General features: G+C 61.0%; 23 protein-coding genes and 2 tRNA genes. 10 read left to right on the top strand and 15 right to left on the bottom strand.

Annotated elements, in window-relative coordinates:
* The first annotated feature begins 10 nt into the window (after positions 1-10).
* A complete protein-coding gene (locus EN845_RS24610) occupies positions 11-1150 on the top strand; it encodes a hypothetical protein (protein WP_127872638.1) in 1140 nt (379 codons plus the stop codon).
* A 98-nt stretch (positions 1151-1248) separates the two neighbouring features.
* On the opposite strand, the gene EN845_RS24605 is transcribed toward EN845_RS24610, so the two are convergent.
* The 8 genes from EN845_RS24605 to EN845_RS24570 form a co-directional block, all read right to left on the bottom strand.
* Positions 1249-1324, bottom strand: a tRNA-Cys gene (locus tag EN845_RS24605).
* 133 nt (positions 1325-1457) lie between these two features.
* Positions 1458-1862, bottom strand: a complete 405-nt coding sequence (locus tag EN845_RS24600) for a TadE/TadG family type IV pilus assembly protein (RefSeq protein ID WP_127276694.1) — start codon at positions 1860-1862, stop codon at positions 1458-1460.
* Positions 1852-2301: a TadE/TadG family type IV pilus assembly protein gene (locus EN845_RS24595; RefSeq protein WP_127276692.1), complete on the bottom strand. Its 450-nt coding sequence runs from the start codon at positions 2299-2301 to the stop codon at positions 1852-1854. Before EN845_RS24595 ends, EN845_RS24600 begins: the two co-directional genes overlap by 11 nt.
* Positions 2298-3536 carry a pilus assembly protein TadG-related protein gene (locus EN845_RS24590; protein WP_167531455.1) on the bottom strand — a complete coding sequence of 413 codons (1239 nt, stop codon included), beginning with the start codon at positions 3534-3536 and terminating at the stop codon, positions 2298-2300. Before EN845_RS24590 ends, EN845_RS24595 begins: the two co-directional genes overlap by 4 nt.
* A 345-nt stretch (positions 3537-3881) precedes the next feature.
* Positions 3882-4145 carry a DUF6074 family protein gene (locus tag EN845_RS24585; protein ID WP_127872639.1) on the bottom strand — a complete coding sequence of 88 codons (264 nt, stop codon included), beginning with the start codon at positions 4143-4145 and terminating at the stop codon, positions 3882-3884.
* 166 nt (positions 4146-4311) lie between these two features.
* On the bottom strand, positions 4312-4608 hold the full coding sequence (locus EN845_RS24580) for a DUF982 domain-containing protein (RefSeq protein ID WP_127276690.1): 297 nt from the start codon (positions 4606-4608) through the stop codon (positions 4312-4314).
* A 192-nt stretch (positions 4609-4800) separates the two neighbouring features.
* Positions 4801-5040 (bottom strand): hypothetical protein, encoded by a 240-nt coding sequence (locus EN845_RS24575; RefSeq protein WP_127872640.1) that lies wholly within the window; start codon positions 5038-5040, stop codon positions 4801-4803.
* Between the two features lie 111 nt (positions 5041-5151).
* Positions 5152-5574, bottom strand: coding sequence for a hypothetical protein (locus EN845_RS24570; RefSeq protein ID WP_127872641.1), 423 nt, complete (start codon positions 5572-5574; stop codon positions 5152-5154).
* Positions 5575-5774: 200 nt separating this feature from the next.
* On the opposite strand from EN845_RS24570, the gene map reads away from it, so the two are divergent.
* The 8 genes from map (at position 5775) to EN845_RS24530 (ending at position 13129) form a co-directional block, all read left to right on the top strand.
* Positions 5775-6602 carry a type I methionyl aminopeptidase gene (gene map, locus EN845_RS24565; protein WP_127872642.1) on the top strand — a complete coding sequence of 276 codons (828 nt, stop codon included), beginning with the start codon at positions 5775-5777 and terminating at the stop codon, positions 6600-6602.
* Positions 6603-7046: 444 nt separating this feature from the next.
* A complete protein-coding gene (gene radC, locus EN845_RS24560; protein WP_127276682.1) occupies positions 7047-7808 on the top strand; it encodes a DNA repair protein RadC in 762 nt (253 codons plus the stop codon).
* Positions 7809-7959: 151 nt separating this feature from the next.
* Complete coding sequence (locus EN845_RS24555; protein WP_127872643.1) at positions 7960-8838, top strand: cytochrome c oxidase subunit II; 879 nt, start codon at positions 7960-7962, stop codon at positions 8836-8838.
* A gap of 20 nt (positions 8839-8858) precedes the next feature.
* Positions 8859-10628 carry a cytochrome c oxidase subunit I gene (gene ctaD, locus EN845_RS24550; RefSeq protein WP_127872644.1) on the top strand — a complete coding sequence of 590 codons (1770 nt, stop codon included), beginning with the start codon at positions 8859-8861 and terminating at the stop codon, positions 10626-10628.
* Positions 10625-11329 (top strand): cytochrome c oxidase subunit 3, encoded by a 705-nt coding sequence (locus EN845_RS24545; RefSeq protein ID WP_127872645.1) that lies wholly within the window; start codon positions 10625-10627, stop codon positions 11327-11329. Before ctaD ends, EN845_RS24545 begins: the two co-directional genes overlap by 4 nt.
* Before the next feature lie 13 nt (positions 11330-11342).
* Positions 11343-12062, top strand: coding sequence for a heme-copper oxidase subunit III family protein (locus EN845_RS24540; RefSeq protein ID WP_127872646.1), 720 nt, complete (start codon positions 11343-11345; stop codon positions 12060-12062).
* 9 nt (positions 12063-12071) lie between these two features.
* Positions 12072-12473 carry a cytochrome C oxidase subunit IV family protein gene (locus tag EN845_RS24535; RefSeq protein WP_127276671.1) on the top strand — a complete coding sequence of 134 codons (402 nt, stop codon included), beginning with the start codon at positions 12072-12074 and terminating at the stop codon, positions 12471-12473.
* A 182-nt stretch (positions 12474-12655) separates the two neighbouring features.
* Positions 12656-13129 (top strand): aminoacyl-tRNA deacylase, encoded by a 474-nt coding sequence (locus EN845_RS24530; protein WP_127276669.1) that lies wholly within the window; start codon positions 12656-12658, stop codon positions 13127-13129.
* A 55-nt stretch (positions 13130-13184) separates the two neighbouring features.
* On the opposite strand, the gene EN845_RS24525 is transcribed toward EN845_RS24530, so the two are convergent.
* The 5 genes from EN845_RS24525 to tig all read right to left on the bottom strand — a co-directional run bounded on the left by EN845_RS24525 (position 13185) and on the right by tig (position 18254).
* Positions 13185-13997: a DUF2189 domain-containing protein gene (locus tag EN845_RS24525; protein ID WP_127276667.1), complete on the bottom strand. Its 813-nt coding sequence runs from the start codon at positions 13995-13997 to the stop codon at positions 13185-13187.
* 481 nt (positions 13998-14478) lie between these two features.
* The gene (locus EN845_RS24520) at positions 14479-15414 is read right to left on the bottom strand and encodes a heme o synthase (RefSeq protein WP_127276665.1); all 936 of its coding nucleotides are present in this window, start codon (positions 15412-15414) and stop codon (positions 14479-14481) included.
* A 22-nt stretch (positions 15415-15436) separates the two neighbouring features.
* Positions 15437-15817, bottom strand: a complete 381-nt coding sequence (locus tag EN845_RS24515; protein ID WP_127276663.1) for a cytochrome c family protein — start codon at positions 15815-15817, stop codon at positions 15437-15439.
* Between the two features lie 285 nt (positions 15818-16102).
* Positions 16103-16627 carry a hypothetical protein gene (locus EN845_RS24510; RefSeq protein WP_167531454.1) on the bottom strand — a complete coding sequence of 175 codons (525 nt, stop codon included), beginning with the start codon at positions 16625-16627 and terminating at the stop codon, positions 16103-16105.
* A 151-nt stretch (positions 16628-16778) separates the two neighbouring features.
* Positions 16779-18254: a trigger factor gene (tig, locus tag EN845_RS24505; protein WP_127872647.1), complete on the bottom strand. Its 1476-nt coding sequence runs from the start codon at positions 18252-18254 to the stop codon at positions 16779-16781.
* A gap of 359 nt (positions 18255-18613) precedes the next feature.
* On the opposite strand from tig, the gene EN845_RS24500 reads away from it, so the two are divergent.
* Positions 18614-18696: transfer RNA gene (locus EN845_RS24500), tRNA-Leu, on the top strand.
* Positions 18697-18806: 110 nt separating this feature from the next.
* Here the strand turns inward: EN845_RS24500 and EN845_RS24495 are convergent.
* Together EN845_RS24495 and EN845_RS24490 are read right to left on the bottom strand one after the other, a co-directional pair.
* On the bottom strand, positions 18807-19391 hold the full coding sequence (locus EN845_RS24495) for a GDYXXLXY domain-containing protein (protein WP_127872648.1): 585 nt from the start codon (positions 19389-19391) through the stop codon (positions 18807-18809).
* The gene (locus EN845_RS24490) at positions 19388-20506 is read right to left on the bottom strand and encodes a DUF2157 domain-containing protein (protein ID WP_127872649.1); all 1119 of its coding nucleotides are present in this window, start codon (positions 20504-20506) and stop codon (positions 19388-19390) included. The genes EN845_RS24495 and EN845_RS24490 overlap by 4 nt, the downstream gene beginning before the upstream one ends.
* Positions 20507-20723: the final 217 nt, after the last annotated feature.

Raw genomic sequence — 20723 nt, 5'->3', positions numbered from 1 at the left:
GAGCGCTCATATGATGGTTCACCTTTCGGCCGATGTACGCGCTCCCGCGGCAACGCCCCCAAAATATCTCTTTGGTCCGCTCGCGGATTTTCTGATGCTTGGCGGCAGCGCATTCCTGATATTGCCGGCGCTGTACTTCGTGCCACTGAGGTACGAAAGTCTGGTGGCGGCGACGATGCTCTTCCTGGCTTATGTGATCAACTATCCGCACTTCGCCCACTCATACCAACTCTTCTACCGCAATTTCGGACGGAAGCTGCGCGGCGACGGCTACGACAGGAACCTCCAGCTCCGCTACATCTTCGCCGGCATCGTCGTTCCCCTGCTCATGGGCGCATTTTTTGCCTACGGCTCGATCACGGCGAACGCCCGGCTGCTGGGAAACGCAACCAACGCGATGTTCTTTTTCGTCGGCTGGCACTACGTCAAGCAAGGCTACGGCATGTTGATGGTGGATGCCGTCCTGAAGCGCAGGTTCTTCACCGATCCGGACAAGAAAATCCTACTGATCAACAGCTATGCCGTCTGGCTGTTCGCATGGCTTCAGACCAACACGGCGGTCAGCCGGGGAAAGTACCTGGGACTGGAGTATTATACGTTTGCCACCCCTGCATGGCTCAATGCGATTGGGCTGTCGGCCGCGGCCGCGTCAACGGCCGCCACTGCCGTGATGCTGATCAATCGTTGGGGCAGGAATGGCGGCAGCCTGCCATATAACGGCGTCATCGCCTACGTCGCGTCGCTCTATCTCTGGATTCTGATTGTAAGGACAAATCCGCTCTGGCTGCTCGTGGTGCCGGCGCTCCATTCCTTGCAGTACCTGGCGGTGGTCTGGCGCTACCAGAGCAATGTCGAGCGTGACGGGCGCGATGTCGAGAAAGTTCCGCCGTCCGGAATCCTGTCCATTCTTGGTCCGGCCTACAGGGTGCGGCTTGTGGAGTTCATCAGTGCTGGCCTCCTCCTCGGCGGTCTGGGTTTCTGGCTGATTCCGACCGCGCTGACGGCCCTTATCCCCTATGACCAGGAGGTGCTGGGATCGTCGCTGTTCTTCTTCATCGTGTTGATTTTCATCAACGTGCACCACTATTTCCTGGACAATGTGATGTGGCGCCGCGGCAATCCCGAGGTCTCGAAATATCTGTTCCGATAGAGCATTTTTGCGGCCACGCGGAATCGCTCGGCGTGACGCGGAAATGAACCGGGAATGGGATTTACTTCCGCCCGAGCCAGTCCATTGCTTCGGAATTTTGGAGGCCTCGCCTCGGAATCGAACCGAGGCTTCCGAGATTTGCAGTCTCTAGCGTAGCCGCTCCGCCACGAGGCCATGCGTGCTTTGGTAACGTGCAGAAGTTTAAAGATTCTTCATGTCTTGGGTAAAAATTTCGGCAACACCCCATTGCGGAAAAGAGCCTGACCACGGGGCTCGAGGCCAGCAGCTTCGTGGTCAGACTGCGTGTCTAACTGCCGACCAGCGGCACGGTCACCGTCGTCGCGTAATTGATCGGGAAGCCGTCGAAGTATGGGAAGTCTATGACGAAGGCATAGGTGGCGGTCAGATGCGCCATGCGAAAGCCGCCGCTCGCCGGATCGATGGCGATCGTGACGTTGACATCGTGCAGGCCCAGGGCCTGCAATTTCTGCGTCGCGATCGACTGGAGGGCAGTTTGGGACAACGTGTTGTTAAGTTGCAGGGACCGTGCGGACGCCTCCAGCGTGTAGCGAACGCTGGAGGCCGAATTCATCGACCAGCCGAAGGCGAAGATTCCGAATAGCAGCATGATAAGGAACGGTGCGATGAGCGCGAATTCGAGCGCGGCTCCGCCCGATCGATCGGCCTTGAAGCCTCCCGCATTACCGAACACGGATCAGCTCCTGCTGGCCGATCGTGCTGGGGGCGGAAAAGACGCCGAAGGTGAAGGGAGGTGTCCATGTCGCCGATGCGTCGATCTGGACAAAGACCGACGGTGCCTTCGGCCCGCTGCACAAGGTCGAAGCGTCGACCACGGTCGTTCCGCATTTGTAGATCCGGCTCAGCGTGACCTGACCGTCGTCCGGCATCCTCTCCCAGTTCGCCAGTGCTGCGGCCTGCGTCGCGCTGTCGTCGGCCGAGCCCGCCAAGAGCATGTTCGCTGCCGTCTTCACGCTGGCGCGCATCGACAGCGAACTCGTGACGTATGACCAGCCGTCGGCTATGCCGAGCAGTACCAGACACAGGATGGGCAAGACCATCGCGAACTCAACCGCGGCAGTGCCCGCGTCTTCGCGAATGGCTGGAATCAATCGATAGGCCCCGGGCTTCATTCGACAATCGCGACTGACGCCGCCGCCGGGAGGTCCTTCATTCCCAGACTCGAGCAGTCCTGGTTGATCGTGGAATTGCCGGACCACTGGATAGTGTCGGCGACAACCTGCGTGCAGCCATTCTTGCCTGAGAAGTTGCCCAGGTAGTTGACTTGCTGCTTGGAGAAATAGATGGCGCCTGTCAGCAAGGAATCTGCAGTACCGTTGAAGGTGCTCTGCGCCGCCATGCCTGTCCTGTCACCGTAGAACAGCATACCGGAATAGGTGCCCGACTGAGGCGCGCTGAGCGTCACGGTCGCATTCCCGTTCATGCTGACGGTGCTGCTGCCCGCCATGAAGATGGTGACGCCGCTGCCCGTGACGACTGCCCCCGCGTTGATCTTCAAATTCCCCTGAACGACATAGACGCCGGGCGAAAGCGTGACATTTCCGGAGAGGTCCATGCCACTGCAATAAGTCCCGGGCTGGATTGTTTGCGTCGTCTTATTATTTTTGAGAGTCTGGCATGGGTTGCTGGCGGCAGGCGCTGGCACGCTGGCGAACGGATCGGGTATGGGCAAGGCCTGGGTGATCGGCGCCTTGCAGATCGTGGTCACCGGATTGTTCAGCACGACGCCGCCCGCCGAGATCAGGCAGTCGGCCTGGAGAGCCGCCGATCCCTGCACCTTAATGGCGTCTTGGGCGATCGAATTCGTCATGATGACGCAGCCGGTGAGCTTCATGCTGGCGCTGCCGGAGACGAGCACCGACTGCGAGGCCGAGGGATCGAGCGCCCGGAGGCAGGCCTTGGATGCGTCAGTGATGAGCGCCACCGCCCTCGCCTGTTCTGGAACCTGACTCTGGGTGAAGATCAGGGTGAACATACGATTGAGCTTTTGGCCGACGATAACTTCAACCGCTTTCTTGGCCGTGTTCGGCCCGGATGCCGGCGGTGTATTGACGACGATCGTGCCGGCGCCAAGACCATTCGTTGCAGCAGACTGGGTCGCGGCAGCGACGATCGTCGGCGTATCCGAACCCGAGATCTGCTCCAGTGCGCCGGCATAGGCTGCGGCATCCGCCGTGGCCTGCAGTCTCAAGCTGTTATAGTACCAATAGGAGGTTTCCACGCCAAAACCCGCCGCACCGACAACGATCGGCAAGGTGAGGGCAAAGATGGTGGCGACATTCGCCGATCTGCTGCGGCGCATGCTGGCCGCCATGAGCCGGATTCGGGTGAAGCAGTTGAACACCATAATCCATTAGAAAACACGCATGTATGAATGAACGCCTAAAAACTTTGGCTCATTTTTGATGAAGGCCGCCATTCTTAATGGGTGCACGCGGCCATCTGGACGAACAGGGGGCCAACGGACGGGGCGCCGGCTGTTTACCGTTCCCTGACGAAACGACCACGCCGCGCTGCATGGGGGAGCCGGTATGGGGACAGGATCAAGCGGCCCGGCTTAGGACCTATCACCGCGAACTGGGATCAGCGCCGTCTGGCCCCAACAACATGCGACGGCACCGGCAGTGGCCGACTCGAAGGATGAGCCAAGAAAACTCGAACCAGTAGCGCGATCTTTGGGATGATATCTGCTTCAGGCGGAAAGAACTGGAGCTGGCTCAGCAACCGACCCAGCCAACAGTTCTCTTTGTACGGCAAGGAAAAACCTGCGTACTTCGTCACTGGCCGCCGTTCTGTCCCTGCCCGTCCCGACAACGAGATCGAGCAACTCCGCCGCTTTTGCCTTCCAGAACGAGGTGGCGGTCTCGCCATGCAGATTGCCGAGCCTGGCGGCAACTTCCCTGACCAAGAATAACTGACGATCGATCGGGAACGCACGGACTTTTTCTGGGGACATCTTCCGAACCATGAAACTGACGCAACGAATCAACCATTGCCGAACAAGCAATGGCTAACCGCGAAAGTGGAAACGGAAGCTTAACGGCGCCGGCCAATGCATTCCCCGCACGCGAATTGTCATACGCACTCGAAGCTGAGCTGGTTTACGCCATTCGGCGCGGCTCTCAAGCCTGCAGTGCTCGCGCCTCACCGCCGCGCTTGCGTGGCGCCATCATGTCGCCCGCCATAAGTCCGGTGACGCGGCAGAACGCCATGAACGCCCGGCAGGCGTCTTCGGTCTTGACCACATCGACGGTCGCGCCAAAACAGGCATTGAAGGCTTTCTGATACACGGGCCCCTGCCGGCGTGCCGGCCAGTCCTGCAGAAAATCGAGCGCCTGCTCGACGCCGTAGATTTCCTCGACGGGCAAGCCGGGACCTGGTGCAATGCGCACCGGCACCTCGAATTGCAATCTGTCCATCCGACATCTCCCGAACCGGCATAGTCCCAAGCAACGCCGCTCGTCGTAAAAAGTTGCTCGCCATCTTATGTCGTGAGAATGTGTCGCCACTGCGGAAGCGGACGATTTGCCGCAGTCAACCGCGACCGTTTGCTGCGGCAAGGACCAGCAGACGCCCGTGAACTTTCGAACACGGACGTCTTGAACCCTCGGTCACTGGTTGGCCGGATCGGTCTCCGCGTCGAAGGCCATCCGCGCCACCGTCAGCAGAACGTAGGCTGACGGCAAGGCGAACAGGGCGCCGAGGACGAGCGCTCCGGTTCTCGACAAATAGAGCGTCTCGGCGATCGCCCAATAAACGGTTCCGATACCGATGAGCGCCTGGACGGAAAGAAATGAAGCAGCCGAGGCCGCGCGTGACAGGCTTTTGAATGTCTTGATACGCTGTTGCATTGCAATGATCCGAAAATGACGCGCCGCGCCACCAATGCGCGGCTCTCGGCCGCCGCACGGGTTGCGACGCGAATGGCTTGGAATGGAGGTGAACGTGCGGTCCCGGACCGCTCAGGCTCGCGTGGAGGGAGGCGCACGCGGCTGGTTGGTGCTGACACGGGGCGCGCAGACCGGCCCATGGCCGGCGACAAACATCTCCGGCGACGTCGGGGCGGGGCGACGGAAGACAGCCTGCGGAACCGGGAGGGCCGGATGGCCGCCGGCGAACTTCGCAAGCACCGGCCGGGCGCCGCGAACCTCCAGCGCCTGGGCCTTGTTGGCGACACGCAGCAGCGCTGCGACCTCACCCGACCGTTCGAGGCCAACGCTGGCACCGCCTTGCGCGGCATCCCAGGAAATGGGCGTGTCCGGCCGGCCGAGACACAGCATCGCCAGCAGCACCAAGCCCATCAGACATGAGCAGGCTGCCGTCAGTGGCGATTCAAGGGACTTGATGCGCCGGACCGCCGGGAACGGATGCGACCTCCAAAACATCACCCCGCCTAACGCACGATGGCCACAATGGAAAGCGAACGCCATGCAAAACCGGGAAAAGGATCGCCTCGGCATGCGAATATCCCGGCGCTGGAGCTGCATCAGGCAGTTCTTCCTTGAACCTTTCGCCCCCAAGTGCCAAATCTGGTGACATCTTAGCGCCAGCACTCCTGCGGCGCGCCACCTTCTATACGGACAAAATGGTCACCTATCTCGACGCCGCCACGGCACCGCTCAGAAACACCGGCCAGATCCGCCTTTATGGCGAGGAAGGCTTTGCCGGCATGCGCAAGGCATGCGACCTCACCGCGCGCTGCCTTGACGAACTGGTGCCGATGGTCGGCCCCGGCGTCACCACCGACACGATCGACCGTTTCGTCTTCGAGTTCGGCATGGACCACGGCGCACTGCCGGCCACGCTCAACTATCGCGGCTATACGAAATCGTCCTGCACCTCGATCAACCACGTCGTCTGTCACGGCATTCCCGACAACAAGCCGCTGAAGGATGGCGATATCGTCAACATCGACGTCACCTACATCCTCGATGGCTGGCACGGCGATTCCTCGCGCATGTATCCGGTCGGCACGATCAAGCGGGCGGCCGAACGCCTTCTCGAGGTCACCCACGAATGCCTGATGCACGGCATCGCCGCCGTCAGGCCAGGCGCGCGCACCGGCGCCATCGGCGCCGCCATCCAGACTTATGCCGAAGCCGAGCGCTGCTCGGTGGTGCGCGATTTCTGCGGCCACGGAGTCGGCCAGCTGTTCCACGACGCCCCCAACATCCTGCACTACGGCAATGCCAATGAAGGCGTGGAAATGCGCCCCGGCATGATCTTCACCATCGAGCCGATGATCAACCTCGGCCGACCGCATGTGAAGGTGCTGTCGGATGGCTGGACAGCGGTGACACGCGACCGCTCGCTGTCGGCGCAATACGAGCACACTGTCGGCGTAACCGACACCGGCTGCGAGATCTTTACGCTGTCGCCCAAAAAGCTCGACCGCCCCGGCTTGCCCGCCTAGGAGGCCGTCCTCTCTATCGTCTGGTTGTTTTCGCGCCTATTTCCAGTGTTTGCGTGGCCGCCGGTCTTCGTCCTCGTCCTGGTCTCGGAACCAGCGCATTATTTCGCGGCAACTGCGCGGACGGCCATCGCTGACCCTGCCATCGGTGCATGGATCGAAGCGTTCGCGCGGGTATTAGTCGTGCCTTTCCCGATAACGCTCGCGGCGATCCAGCATGCGCAGGATCTCCCGGCTTGGGCGCCCCCCATTGCCGCAACATTGCGCGAAAGTTGGAAACTACTCATTCCTTGCCGCCGACTGGGGAGCAATTCCGGCTGCTCGACGGCTGTGGGCTGATTGACAGCGTTGAAAAGACAAAAGACCTCGACCGCCCCTGTCCGCCGTCCTAGTATTTCGTGGGGATCAGCGATCATTGCTCAGCTGCGGGCTGGATATGGGCGGCGCATGGCGACACAAGGCGACGACGATGAGCGGAGTTTCTTCTCCGAGGTGCCGGTGCGGTCGGCGGCGAGAGCCAAGGCGGCAGCCGATGAAAAGCCGCATTATCTCGGCCATCGCGATCGCCTGCGCGAGCGCTTTGCGTCGGCCGGCCCGGATGCCTTGCCCGACTATGAGCTTCTGGAACTCCTGCTCTTCCGCCTGATCCCGCGCGCCGACACCAAGCCGGTGGCCAAGGCGCTGCTCGCCCGCTTCGGCACCTTGGCCGAGGTGCTCGGCGCGCCCGTCGGCCTGTTGCAGGAGGTCAAGGGCATCGGCCCGGCCGTGGCGCTCGAACTGAAGGTCGTCGCGGCGACCGCCCAGCGCATGGCGCGCGGCGAGATCCACGGCCGCGAAGTCCTGGCCTCATGGCAGCAGCTTCTCGACTATTGCCGCTCGGCCATGGCGTTCGAGGCGCGCGAGCAATTCCGCATCCTGTTCCTCGACAAGAAGAACGCGCTGATATCAGACGAAGTGCAGCAGACCGGCACGGTCGACCACACGCCCGTCTATCCCAGGGAAGTGGTCAAGCGCGCGCTCGAACTGTCCGCCACGGCCATCATCCTGGTCCACAACCACCCTTCCGGCGATCCGACGCCGTCACGCGCCGATATCGAGATGACGAAAGAGATCATCGAAGCGGCCAAGCGGCTGGGCATCTCAGTCCACGACCACATCATCATCGGGCGAAAAGGCTATTCCAGCATGAAGGGCCTGCTGCTGATCTAGACGGCGGGACTGGCGCCAGGCCAAGGGCAAGAGCCGGGATTTTTCAATCAACATAGTCGGCTCTAGAATTGCGACCCCAAAATAAGCTATAATGGGCCAGGTATTTCCCTGGACGGCTTCGCGCCTCTTGGAATGCCTGGAGGAACGGGACATGGCCGTAGCGCTTGTACTCGTTTTGATCGTCGTGGGCTCAGTGTTGTTTCACCTGCTGAGCCCATGGTGGTGGACGCCGATTGCCTCGAACTGGGCCTATATCGACAATACCATCATCATCACCTTCTGGATCACCGGCATCGTGTTCGCCGCAGTGGTTCTATTCATGGCCTATTGCGTCTTCCGTTTCCGTCATCGGGAAGCCAACCGGGCTGCCTACGAACCTGAAAACAAGCGGCTCGAATCGTGGCTGACGATCGTCACCGCGGTCGGGGTCACGGCGTTGCTGGTTCCCGGCCTGTTCGTCTGGAGCCGGTTTGTCAACGTCCCAAGCGACGCAACCGACGTCGAAGTCGTCGGCCAGCAGTGGCAGTGGAGTTTCCGTCTGCCCGGCAAGGACGGCAAGCTTGGCACATCCGACACCCGCGACGTCTCCGCCGACAATCCACTGGGCGTGATCGGCGGCGATCCCAATGGTCAGGACGATGTCGTGGTCGAAGCGGCCGATCTGCATCTGCCGGTCGGCAAGCCGGTCAAGATGCTGCTCCGCTCCATCGACGTGCTTCATGATTTCTATATCCCGGAATTCCGCGCCAAGATGGACATGATCCCGGGCTCGGTCACCTATTTCTGGTTCACTCCGACCAGGACCGGGACCTTTCAGGTCTTGTGCGCCGAACTCTGCGGCCAAGGGCATCCCTTGATGCATGGCGTGGTCGTGGTCGACACGCAGCAGGACTACGTGGCCTGGCTTGGCCAGCAGCAGACTTTCGCGCAGTTGTCGGCGCCGCAGCAAACCGGTTCGGTAGAGCAGGCGCCGGGCAAGACGACGGGTTTGAAAATTGCAGCAAAGCTCGAAACGGCCGGAGCTCGCTGAGAAGGACCGGAGGTGTTCCTATGGTCGACATCACCCCTGCGGACGGCATCCCGCCCGCCGAAGTCGCGGAAGTGGAACTCTATCATCCGCGCAGCTGGTGGACGAAATACGTTTTCTCGCAGGACGCCAAGGTCATCGCGATCCAGTATTCGGCGACAGCAACGGGCATCGGTCTGGTCGCCCTGGTGCTGTCCTGGCTGATGCGGCTGCAGCTCGGCTTCCCCGGCACGTTCGACTTCATCACTCCGGAGGCCTACTACCAGTTCATCACCATGCACGGCATGATCATGGTGATCTACCTGCTTACCGCCCTCTTCCTCGGCGGCTTTGGCAACTACCTGATCCCGTTGATGGTCGGCGCCCGCGACATGGTCTTTCCCTATGTCAACATGCTGAGCTACTGGATCTACCTGCTCGCCGTGCTGGTTCTGGTGTCGGGCTTCTTTGCGCCCGGCGGACCGACGGGGGCCGGCTGGACGCTGTACCCGCCACAAGCCATTTTGAGCGGCACACCGGGTGGCCAGGGCTGGGGCATCATCCTGATGCTCTCGTCGCTGATCCTGTTCATCATCGGCTTCACGATGGGCGGCCTGAACTATGTGGTGACGGTGCTGCAGGGCCGCACGCGCGGAATGACGATGATGCGCCTGCCGCTGACCGTCTGGGGCATCTTCACCGCGACCGTCATGGCGCTGCTTGCCTTTCCGGCGCTGTTCGTCGCCAGCGTGATGATGCTACTCGACCGCGCGCTCGGCACAAGCTTCTTCATGCCGGCGATCTCCGAGATGGGCGAGCAATTGCCGCACAATGGCGGCAGCCCGATCCTGTTCCAGCATCTGTTCTGGTTCTTCGGCCATCCCGAGGTCTACATCGTGGCGCTGCCGGCCTTCGGCATCGTATCCGACCTGATCAGCACCCATGCCCGCAAGAACATCTTCGGCTACCGGATGATGGTCTGGGCCATCGTCGGCATCGGCGCGCTGAGCTTCGTGGTCTGGGCACACCACATGTATGTCAGCGGCATGCACCCCTATTTTGGGTTCTTCTTCGCCACCACGACACTGATCATCGCCATTCCGACGGCCATCAAGGTCTACAATTGGGTGCTGACACTGTGGCGCGGTGACATCCATCTCACCATACCGATGCTGTTTGCCCTGGCCTTCATCGTCACCTTCGTCAACGGCGGGCTGACCGGGCTGTTTCTCGGCAATGTCGTCGTCGATGTCCCACTGTCCGACACCATGTTCGTCGTTGCCCACTTCCATATGGTCATGGGTGTCGCCCCGATCCTCGTGGTTTTTGGCGCGATCTACCATTGGTACCCGAAGGTCACCGGCCGGATGCTCAACGAGATGCTGGGCCGGTTCCATTTCTGGGTCACCTTCCTCGGCGCCTATCTGATCTTCTTTCCCATGCACTATCTCGGCCTGATGGGCGTGCCGCGGCGCTATGCCGAACTGACCGACATGACGATCATGACGGAGTCGGCCCACCACCTGAACTCGTTCATCAGCATCATGGCGTTCATCGTCGGCTTTGCCCAAATGGTGTTCCTGTTCAATCTGATCTGGAGCATCCGCCATGGCCGCGAGGCCGGCGGCAATCCGTGGCGGGCCACGACCCTCGAATGGCAGACGCCGCATACACCGCCGGCCCACGGCAATTTCGGCAAGGATCTGCCGATCGTCTACCGCTGGGCCTATGACTACAGCGTGCCGGGCGCCAAGGAGGACTTCATTCCGCAGAACATGCCGGGCTCCTTCGGCCCCTCGAGGGAACCGGCATGAGCGTCATCCTGGTCTTCCTGCTCGTCATTGCCGGTTTTGCCGGATGGTGGCTTTCACACCAGAGGCTGATGGGCAAGCCATGGCTCGAGCAAGGCCTGGCCAGCGATTTTGTCGCCTTCGACAGGTCGGCGCTGCCCACCGCCAAGATCGGCCTCGGCGTCTTCCTCGCCGTTGTCGGCTGCCTGTTCGCGCTCTTCACCAGCGCCTATTTCATGCGGATGACGGTGTCGGACTGGCAGCCGCTGCCGCTGCCGCGGCTGCTCTGGTTCAACACCGGCGTGCTGATCCTGAGCAGCGTAGCCCTGCAATGCGCCTCGGTGGCGGCGCGCAGGGGCCAAGTCGACATGGTCAGGCTCGGTCTTGTCACCGCCGGGCTCACGGCGCTCGCCTTCCTGATCGGACAGCTCATGGCATGGCGGCAACTGACCGACGACGGCTATCTCCTGAGCTCCAATCCGGCCAACAGCTTTTTCTACCTGATCACCGGCATGCATGGCCTGCACATATTGGGCGGGCTTGTGGGCCTCGGCAGAACCACCGCCGGCGCCTGGAATGGAGCGCGGCCGGAGCGGCTTCGCCTCAGCGTCGAACTGTGCGCCATGTACTGGCATTTCCTGCTCTTCGTCTGGCTCGCCATCTTCGCGCTGCTGGCCGGCTGGGCCGCGACATTCGTCGACATTTGCCAACGATTGCTGACCTGAGAGGATCAAGCGGATGGCAGAGACACTGACACATATCGGCCAGACGGAACCACGGCCCACGGGCTGGCAAGGCATTGCCGCCGACTGGTCCTCAGATCAGCGTGCGTTCAAGAACGTGTCCTGGGGCAAGGCCATGATGTGGATCTTCCTGCTCAGCGACACCTTCATCTTCGGCTGCTTCCTGCTCTCCTACATGACCGCGCGCATTTCGACGCGTGTGCCGTGGCCCAATCCGAGTGAGGTTTTTGCGCTTCGCATCGGTGGCTCCGATATCCCGCTGATCCTTATTGCCATCATGACCTTCGTGCTGATCTCAAGCAGCGGAACGATGGCCATGGCGGTCAATTTCGGCTATCGCCGCGACCGCCGCAAGACGGCGATCCTCATGCTTGTAACCGCGGCACTCGGCGCGACCTTCGTCGGCATGCAAGCCTTCGAATGGACCAAGCTTATCACCGAAGGGGTGCGGCCCTGGGGCAATCCCTGGGGCGCCGCGCAATTCGGCTCATGCTTCTTCATGATCACCGGTTTCCACGGCACCCATGTGACGATCGGGGTGATCTTCCTGATCATCGTGGCCCGCAAGGTCTGGCGTGGAGACTACGACACCGGCCGGCGCGGATTCTTCACCAGCCGCACGGGCCGCTACGAGAATGTCGAGATCATGGGGCTGTACTGGCACTTCGTCGATCTGGTCTGGGTGTTCATCTTCGCATTCTTCTATCTTTGGTGAGAGGCAGATATGGCTGAAGCAACCGCAAACGGCCTGGGGCAACACGCACTTCACACTGGCCATGCACATGAAGCGCCGGCGGCCATCGTACATGCCGACTTGCATCAGGAACATCCGATCAAGCTCTATCTGGTGGTCTGGGCATGGCTGTTCATCCTCAGCACCTGCTCCTACCTGGTCGATTATTTCGGCCTTCACGGCTATCTCAGATGGTCGCTGATCCTGATCTTCATGATCCTCAAGGCAGGGCTGATCGTCGCTGTCTTCATGCACATGGCCTGGGAACGGCTGGCGCTGGCCTATGCGATCATTCTGCCGCCGATACTGGTGCTGGTGTTCGTGACCATGATGGTCTTTGAGGCCGACTACACGCTTTTCACCCGGCTGTCGTTTTTCGGAGCCGGCCCCTGACGCGCACACCGGATTTGCCCTTGGCATTTCCGGGCAGAACCCACGGATCTCGCATGCGTGCAGCCCTCTTGCCGGCGCCTTGAAACTATCGGCCGCTGGTCCAGTTTTCCTAAAAATGGACCCGGGTTTGCCGTGCTGATCTTCGGTTCGGAAAAGAACATGCTCAAACAAGGGAGGCCAGGATGACGATCGCAAACAAATTGAAGGACTTCATCGACGGCAAGGGAATTTCCTACGACACCGTCGCTCACCATCGCACGTCGACAAGCCGGCAGGCGGCACTAGCCGCGCATGTGCCCGGCAGCATCATGGCGAAATCCGTGGTCGTTCACCACGAGCTTGGCTATACGCTGGCCGTGGTTCCGAGCACCCACAGGATCGAACTTGGCAGGTTGCAAGACGTCATGGACAAGCGTCTTGGCCTTGCTTCCGAAGACGAGGTGATTTTGCTCTTCGATGATTGCGACACTGGCGCCATCCCGCCGATCGGCGCCGCCTACGATGTGCCGGTGATCGTCGATGAAAGCCTTGGCGACGCCGCCGACGTCTACTTCGAAGGCGGCGACCATCGAACGCTGGTGCATGTCAGCGGCAAGGATTTCCGCAATCTGACCATGGGCGCATACCAGGGCCGCTTCAGTCACCCGGCTTCCTGACGGCTTCGATCCGCCCTGCACCGGCACCTCGCCGATGCAGGGAGGCGCAAGGTCCTCAACTCGCCGACCCGGCTGGCGGCTCCACGACCTTGCGGTAGACATGCCAGGTGGCGTGACCGAGGATCGGCAACACGACGGCCAGCCCGACGAACACCGGCAGCGACCCGATGATCAGGGCGACGGCGACAATCAGTCCCCAGACAGCCATGGTGATCGGGTTCGCCAGCACCGCACGCACCGAGGTGTGAATGGCTTCGTAGGCGCCGACGTCGCGATCGAGCAGCAATGGGAAGGCGACAACCGTTGTGCACAAAACCACCACTGCGAAGACGAAGCCTATGGCATGCCCCAGGACAATCAGCGACCAGCCGCGTCCGGTGGCGAATATCTCATTGATGAAGCTGGATATCGATTCCGGCGGAGCCGGACCGAAGAGATATTCGTAGAAGAGTTTCGCCGTCAAAAGCCAGGTGATGAAGATTGCCAGAAGCATGATCCCGACCGCCGCGATGGCGGGGAGCGCCGGAGAATTTCTGACTTCGAATGCGTGCCGCCAGGAAGTGTCGAGCCCGGCTTCCCGTCTGCGGCTAATTTCATAGAGGCCTATCGCCGCGAACGGGCCAACCAGCGCGAAACCCGAGACCAGTGGAAACAACAACGGCAAAGCATTGGCGCCGGAAGTCCAGGCGGCGAGCACGACTCCCACCAGCGGATAGATCAGGCAGAGAAAAACGATGTGCGATGGTTTGACCATGAAATCGTCGACGCCCCGCTTGAGCGCGTCGAAAAGGTCGGAAACACCGATTTTTCGAATTCCGATATGTTCCAGCGTCTCGCTGGAACCTGCAATCACGTGAAAGCTTGCCATGACCGTTCCTCCAGACCTGGTCCGGTAAGGTCGCGGTTTCGTGGTGCTGCCGTTCTGTGTGACTGGCCACGCAAAACCGCGACCTGCACCGCAAACAACATACTCTCTTGCCGGAGACTTGTCGCGCTTTGTCAGAGGGAGACCCGCCGGTCTGGCTAGCTCCGGCGGGGTTTTTTCGATATTCTGGTACAGCGCCGCGCGCCCTTTTTAGACACGCGAAGGGCGCCGTACCACGTTGATTGACGCATGGTTCCTGCTGAAGATCGATTTCGATTTTCAGGCTCATGCGCCGGGTCAAAGGTGAAGGTCATGGACGGAAGGACGCTTCTCATACTCGGCCTTGGCATAGTCGCTTTGCTGATCCTGGGATTTTGGGCAATACCATCTTGATCTCGGAGCCGATCCTGGTCTGCTCGCAGGGTCTTCAACGCAACAATTGCGGACTGGCGGTGTCGAGCCGGCGGGTGTGGCGACAACGGCGTCAACCTCCGGCTGACATGAACGCCCGTGTTGCGACGGTGTCGGCAAGCAGTGTGGCAAAGATCGCGAAAAGATAGAAAATCGAGAAGGCAAACAACGCTTTCGCAGGCTTCGTGTCCTTGTCTGCAACGACCAGAACCTTCCAGGCGTGCCAGATGAAACCCGTGCCCAATGCAGCCGACGCAATCCCATACAACGCGCTCGCGAATCCGAGCATCCAGGGCAGCACGCCGATCGGCGCCAAGAGCAGCGAATAGGCGAATATCTGTCTTCTGGTCGAGGCCTGGCCGGCCACGTTCGGCATCATCGGAATGCCGGCAGCCGCGTAGTCGCCGACCTTGAACAGCGCCAGTGCCCAGAAATGCGGCGGCGTCCACAGGAAGATGATCAGAAACAGGATCAAGCTCTCAATGCCGATGGCGCCAGTCGCGGCCGCCCAGCCAATGACCGGAGGAAGGGCACCCGACGCGCCGCCGATGACGATGTTCTGCGGCGTCGAGCGCTTCAGCCACATCGTATAGATGACGATGTAGAAGAAGATGGTGAAGGCCAGCAGCAGCGCGGCAAGCCACCCCACCAGCACGCCGAGCGTCATGACCGAAAGCGCCGAAAGCACCAGGCCGAAGCCGAGAGCTTCGCCTGGCGTGACGCGGCCCGACGGAACGGGCCGCTTTGATGTGCGAGACATCAGCGCGTCGATGTCGGCGTCGTACCACATGTTGAGGGCCCCGGCCGCCCCTGCCCCGACTGCAATCGCACCGATTGCAATCACGGCAATGACCGGATTCATCGCGCCGGGCGCCACCATCAGGCCGACGAAAGCGGTGAATACGGCCAGCGCCATCACTCGCGGCTTCAAGAGCGCGAAGAAGTCGCCCGCTGTCGCTTCCGAGAGGCGGATGCCGGTATCCTTGAGGCGGCCTTCCTGGGTCGACATATCAGCCGGTGAAAGAACAGGGTTACGGAGAGAATTGTTTCAGATAGGCAATGACGTTGGCCACGTCCGCATCGGTCTTGAGGCCGGGAAACGTCATCTTGGTCCCCTTGACCATGGCCTTGGGGTCATGAAGGTAGGTCGTCAATGTCGGTTCGTCCCATTTGACGCCGGATTTGCCAGCGGCGATCATGGCATCGGAATATTTGAAATCCGGATGCGTACCGGCGGTGCGGCCGATGACGCCATGCAGCGATGGACCGATCTTGTTCTTGTCCTCGTCCGCGATGTGGCAAACCTTGCATTTGGTGAAGACCTTCTCACCAGCCGCAGCGTCCTGAGCTTGCGATGGATTGGCGATGAAGGTTGCAAGAGAGGCGACGGCGAAAAACGCGATCAAGCGCATGGCATTTCCTCCTGATCGTCAAATGTCCCTGAGACGATCTGCGCGCATGTCGGTACCATGCGCCTTGCACGGGAGAACAGATTATCCGCTTCTCCCCATATGGAATTGCGGCATCTATATACCACAGAATCTGGCTGGCAGGTAGAAGAGGTCGACCGTACGAAGGTTTGATGCATGTCGCCCAAAATTGATTACGGTTTCGGGAACAACGACATGCATGGAAGCAAAGGCCAAAAGCGCGTCAAACCGTTGCGACGCGACGCGCTTTAGGCGGTCTGCGGTGGCTCAGGGCACTTCCGTCTGACAAGTCGCGGCAATCTGGCTGACCGCCTCACCGAAGCCGGCCAGGTCGAAATCGGCCTGACCGCGCCCGGACAGAAGCCCGAAACGCCACGACAGCAGCAGGCGATTTGCCGGAACGAGGCGCTTTATGCCGTCGGCGCCATCGCGCATCAGCATCCTGGCGCGTGTGCCGACCGACCAGCTCTCGTCGAATTTGCTGTCCCTGTCGATCGTGACCGACATGGTGATTTTCCGGCTGGCGGAGACCGCGTCGTTCAACTGCAGCCATTCGGTCCAGGCGGGCTCGCCGTCCGCCCGGCAGGCAATTGTCAGCACCGGGCTGTAGCTCAGCGCGCCGCCCCCGGTGATCAACTTGTTAGTGGCATAGAGAGAGGCGGTGACGAGGCCGTCATTGCCGGTATCGAAACGCCAATTGTCCGTGCCGGCCCCGGCAGCGCCGCAGGCCAAGGCCAGGAAAAACACGGTGGCGGCGGCGCGCCTCAGTTCCACGAACACCCGCAACGACATTGCCAACTACCTCTGGTCTTCCAACCAACCAGATAATGATCAAGGCTTCGCACCGCCACCGGTGCCCACCAGGAACGAATCCGATGTTGCAATTTCGCAACGAAAAAGGCCGCCCGGAGGCGGCCTTTCGGAATTCGTTGGAATGTCCGGTCTATTCGGCGTCCTTGGCCGCCTTTTTCTTCGGTGCGGCCTTCTTCTTCGGCTCTTCCGCGTCGTCGGCTTTCTTGTCGTCAGCCTTCTTCGCGGCGGCCTTCTTGGCCGGCTTCGCCTTGGTCGCGGTTTCGGCCTCCTCGTCGTCGGCCATCAGCTCTTCCTTGCTGACCTTGACGTCGGTGACCGAGATCTGCTCGAGCAGGTGGTCGACAACCTTCTCCTCGAACATCGGCGCCCTGAGCGCGTTGAGCGCCTCGGGGTTGCTGCGATAGAACTCGAAAGCTTCCTGCTGCTGGTTGGCCGGGAAGCGACGAACCTGCTCGAACAGGCCGCGCTGCAGTTCCTCATCCGACACGGTGACGCCGGCCTTCTCGCCGATCTCGGCCAGCACCAGGCCAAGGCGCACGCGGCGCTCGGCCAGACGCATGTACTCGGCGCGCGCCTCTTCCTCGGTCGTCTCTTCGTCGGCGAAGGTGCGGCCTGCGGCCTCCAGGTCGCGGTTGACCTGTGCCCAGATGTTGTTGAACTCCGCCTCGACGAGCTTCGACGGTGCTTCGAACGAATAGGCCGCATCGAGCTGGTCGAGTAGCTGGCGCTTGACCTTCTGGCGCGTCATCGAGCCGAACTGGTTCTCGATCTGGCCGCGCACGATGTCACGCAGGCGCTCAAGCGACTCCAGGCCAAGGTTCTTGGCGGTCTCGTCATTGATTTCCAGTTCGCCCGGCTTCGACACTTCCTTGACGGTGACGTCGAAGGTCGCCTCCTTGCCGGCCAGATGCGCCGCCTGGTAGTTTTCCGGGAAGGTTACGGTGACCTGCTTCTCGTCGCCGGCCTTGGTGCCGATCAGCTGTTCCTCGAAGCCCGGAATGAACTCCTTGGAGCCCAGCACCAGCGGCTGGTCGTTGCCGGCGCCGCCGGCGAAAGCCTCGCCGTCGATCTTGCCGACATAGTCGATGCTGACCCGGTCGCCCTCGGCGGCCTTGCCGGCCTTCGGCTCGTAGCTGCGTGCCGATTCGGCGACGCGCTTGACCTGGTCGTCGATTTCCGAATCGGGAACGTCGAACACCTGCCGCGTCACCTTGATGTCGGAGAAATCCTTGATCTCTATCGCCGGGATGACCTCATAGTTGAGGCGGAATTCGAAGTCGGCGCCGCCGGCCAGGATCTTCTCGGCTTCCTTCTCGTCCTCGGTCATGATCACCTCGGGCTGCATGGCGGCTTTTTCGCCGCGCCCGGTGATGATGGAACGGGTCGAGTCGTTGAGGATCTCGTTGACCACTTCGGCCATGAACGACTTGCCATAGACCTTGCGCAGGTGCTGCACCGGCACCTTGCCCGGACGGAAGCCGTTGATGCGGACCTTGTCGCGGGCATCCGACAGCCGGGCCATCAGCTTGGCTTCCATATCACCGGCCGGCACGGTGATCTTGATCTCGCGCTTGAGACCGGAATTGAGTGTTTCGGTGACCTGCATCGTAAAACCTTTGTTTTCACCAATGAGACTGCCAAACGGCTCCCTGCCGTTCACAGCCTGCCGGTAATTCTTGCCGGGAATGGCTTTTGGTACGGAACCTGGCGATTTGACCGGAAATGCGGCTCAAACTCTCCCAAACTGCGTTCCAAAATGTGAATAAGTTCTTGTTTTTCCTACTTCTTATCACATTCTGCAGAAGCGGATCGTCGCGTCCCGTCACATTTGACACGCCTTTTGTCACAGGCGAGCCCAATTTTCAACAGTCTTCGCGTTTAGGCGAATAACCACATTTCGGTCCTGACCCGACATGTTGTCTCCGACATTGACAGAATGATGGCTACATGGGATTGCCGGGCCACGCGGGTATGGCGGAACTGGTAGACGCACCAGATTTAGGTTCTGGCGAGAGATCGTGGGGGTTCGAGTCCCTCTACCCGCACCACCCTTCGCTCTTCGAACTTTGGGTGGCAGGCCACACGAAGCTCGTTAGACGAAGGAGTGTCCTCCGAAGCCTTGGCGAACGAGGACCGGCGTTATCGTGCCTCCCACGACCTAGTAAAGCGGCTCCTCGAACAGCGTCTTGTCGCCATCCACCAGCGCCTTGATCTGCGCCGTGCCATCGGCGGCGAGCGCCAGCTTGATCCCGAATGGCCGCACCCGCATGTCGGTCTGGATCGCCAGTCCCTCGCCTTCGGGCAGATAGAAGCGTTCGATGCCGTAATCCGGCGCGATTGTCATGCCTTCGCCACGCAGGTCCCAACCGGCGGCGACATGGCCCGAAATGTCGGCCTCCTCCGCGGCGGCCGGCGTCGGCGCCTTGCCGAACCAGGCGATGGTCGGTGTCCAGTAGCCATCGGCGCCCTTTTTCAGCCGGACCACGATCGAGGTATCGTCGCTGGAGAATTTGTCGGCCGGAATGTTGGCGATCATCTTCACCGGTATGCGCGAGATGTCGTAGCCGAGGATGATATAGTCGCCGCGCAGCAGATCGCGTGGGTCGACGGGCTCGATCTTCAGCAGCACTTCCTTGCCATTGCGCAGGATCGCCGCCCGTCCAGCGATGATCCAGCTCAGGAATCCGATCTGGACGAGCGCCAGCACCAGCGCCGAGATGACAAGCCTCTTTCCGGTCATCATGCCGTGGCTCCCCCGCTGACTGGACCCTTCATGCGTTTTTCGACGCGGATGATGACGATCGCAAGCACGCCGAGCAGTACCGCGGCGGCAAGGAAGAAGCCGGCCGTATCGAGCATCGACTGCAAGGTCACGACGTAGATGATGGCGAGTTCGAAGGCGAAACCGAGATAGGCAAGCCAGCGCAGGCCCCGGCTCTCGCGCCCTGCGAGCACGATAGCCGCGACGATGCCGGCCAGCGCGACGACCGAAGCGATGGCGAAGCCGCTGTTGTACGTACTTTCGTCGGCCAGTTCGAACTGGATGATGGCCAGGCCGATGAGGAAGCCGAGCAATGCGTGCAGCGGCAAGCGGCCGCCGAGCTGCACGATCCTGTCGACAGGTTCCGGCGCAAAGACCGAACCCGCGAAAAGCAGCGCCGAAACGATGACCAGCGGGATCGCTACCGGCAGCGTCGCATGATCCATCGCCAGCAATATGAGATAGAAGAGCAGCGACACGATGATCAGGTGCCGCGCCGGCTGGCTGCGGGTCCAGAACGAGATGGCAAACAGCACGATTGCCATGACGACGAAGGCATGCGGAAAGCCGCTGCGGCTGTAATAATCGAACCCTTTCAGGAACAGCCAGGCGTCGGCGATGCCAACTGCTGCCACGGTCAGCGGGTTTGAGCGCAGCGCCACCGCCGCCAACGCCGTGCCGGCGCCCCAGGTGACCAGAGCCGAAGCCTCGTCGCCAGACAAATGGTACATCTGGCCGATCAGCGCGATCGAGCCGCCGAACGCGGCCGCCGCCACGATCCACAGCGCTTCGCCGATTGCCGCGTGGTCGCGCGTCTTCAGCACCGCGCCGCCGACATAGCCGCCGAGGATAATGGCAAATAGCGCCGCCACCCGCGCCAGGCGCGGAATCGCATCCCAGTTGGCGGCGACGAAGATCAGGATGGCGGCTCCAAAGAGAAGGGCCGCCATCATTGCGAGGATCGAGCCGAAGCTGAGCGACTGGCGGGCGTTGACCTCGACGTCGCGCCTCAGCACGTCTGCCGTCGAGGCGTCGATCAGTCCTGCCTGCCGCCACCGCTCGATGTCGGCCCTGATCCGTGTCGAGTACCCCGCCATGTCCTCTCTCCCCACCCGGTCGTCATTTTAACCGACGCACCCAAACCGTTGACGTCACGGCACTTTCTGATTCTGGCTTCTTTGTGTCAGGTCCGTGAAGGCGCGTTAATGTTGCATTGCACAATTTGCATTGCAGCCATGCAGCCATAGCGCTTTTAAATCGATATGGGTCCCCCTACTTATGGTTCGTACGCAAACGGAATGATCCGCAAGAAAG

Origin of the sequence: Mesorhizobium sp. M8A.F.Ca.ET.202.01.1.1 (assembly GCF_004791595.1) — a bacterium.
In the GTDB taxonomy this organism is placed as follows: domain Bacteria; phylum Pseudomonadota; class Alphaproteobacteria; order Rhizobiales; family Rhizobiaceae; genus Mesorhizobium.
Note: the sequence above shows the minus strand (reverse complement) of the source record. Positions and strands in the feature narration are given on the sequence as shown.

Excerpts from the sequence above, each read along its gene's own strand:
- EN845_RS24570 (WP_127872641.1), bottom strand. The coding sequence starts at position 5,574 with ATGTTTTGGAGGTCGCATCCGTTCCCGGCGGTCCGGCGCATCAAGTCC.
- EN845_RS24555 (WP_127872643.1), top strand. The coding sequence starts at position 7,960 with ATGGCCGTAGCGCTTGTACTCGTTTTGATCGTCGTGGGCTCAGTGTTG.
- EN845_RS24535 (WP_127276671.1), top strand. The coding sequence starts at position 12,072 with ATGGCTGAAGCAACCGCAAACGGCCTGGGGCAACACGCACTTCACACT.
- EN845_RS24525 (WP_127276667.1), bottom strand. The coding sequence starts at position 13,997 with ATGGCAAGCTTTCACGTGATTGCAGGTTCCAGCGAGACGCTGGAACAT.
- EN845_RS24530 (WP_127276669.1), top strand. The coding sequence starts at position 12,656 with ATGACGATCGCAAACAAATTGAAGGACTTCATCGACGGCAAGGGAATT.
- ctaD (WP_127872644.1), top strand. The coding sequence starts at position 8,859 with ATGGTCGACATCACCCCTGCGGACGGCATCCCGCCCGCCGAAGTCGCG.
- EN845_RS24540 (WP_127872646.1), top strand. The coding sequence starts at position 11,343 with ATGGCAGAGACACTGACACATATCGGCCAGACGGAACCACGGCCCACG.
- EN845_RS24595 (WP_127276692.1), bottom strand. The coding sequence starts at position 2,301 with ATGAAGCCCGGGGCCTATCGATTGATTCCAGCCATTCGCGAAGACGCG.
- EN845_RS24585 (WP_127872639.1), bottom strand. The coding sequence starts at position 4,145 with ATGTCCCCAGAAAAAGTCCGTGCGTTCCCGATCGATCGTCAGTTATTC.
- EN845_RS24520 (WP_127276665.1), bottom strand. The coding sequence starts at position 15,414 with ATGTCGACCCAGGAAGGCCGCCTCAAGGATACCGGCATCCGCCTCTCG.
- EN845_RS24575 (WP_127872640.1), bottom strand. The coding sequence starts at position 5,040 with ATGCAACAGCGTATCAAGACATTCAAAAGCCTGTCACGCGCGGCCTCG.
- tig (WP_127872647.1), bottom strand. The coding sequence starts at position 18,254 with ATGCAGGTCACCGAAACACTCAATTCCGGTCTCAAGCGCGAGATCAAG.
- EN845_RS24580 (WP_127276690.1), bottom strand. The coding sequence starts at position 4,608 with ATGGACAGATTGCAATTCGAGGTGCCGGTGCGCATTGCACCAGGTCCC.
- radC (WP_127276682.1), top strand. The coding sequence starts at position 7,047 with ATGGCGACACAAGGCGACGACGATGAGCGGAGTTTCTTCTCCGAGGTG.
- EN845_RS24510 (WP_167531454.1), bottom strand. The coding sequence starts at position 16,627 with ATGTCGTTGCGGGTGTTCGTGGAACTGAGGCGCGCCGCCGCCACCGTG.
- EN845_RS24495 (WP_127872648.1), bottom strand. The coding sequence starts at position 19,391 with ATGATGACCGGAAAGAGGCTTGTCATCTCGGCGCTGGTGCTGGCGCTC.
- EN845_RS24610 (WP_127872638.1), top strand. The coding sequence starts at position 11 with ATGATGGTTCACCTTTCGGCCGATGTACGCGCTCCCGCGGCAACGCCC.
- EN845_RS24490 (WP_127872649.1), bottom strand. The coding sequence starts at position 20,506 with ATGGCGGGGTACTCGACACGGATCAGGGCCGACATCGAGCGGTGGCGG.
- map (WP_127872642.1), top strand. The coding sequence starts at position 5,775 with ATGGTCACCTATCTCGACGCCGCCACGGCACCGCTCAGAAACACCGGC.
- EN845_RS24545 (WP_127872645.1), top strand. The coding sequence starts at position 10,625 with ATGAGCGTCATCCTGGTCTTCCTGCTCGTCATTGCCGGTTTTGCCGGA.
- EN845_RS24590 (WP_167531455.1), bottom strand. The coding sequence starts at position 3,536 with ATGGTGTTCAACTGCTTCACCCGAATCCGGCTCATGGCGGCCAGCATG.
- EN845_RS24515 (WP_127276663.1), bottom strand. The coding sequence starts at position 15,817 with ATGCGCTTGATCGCGTTTTTCGCCGTCGCCTCTCTTGCAACCTTCATC.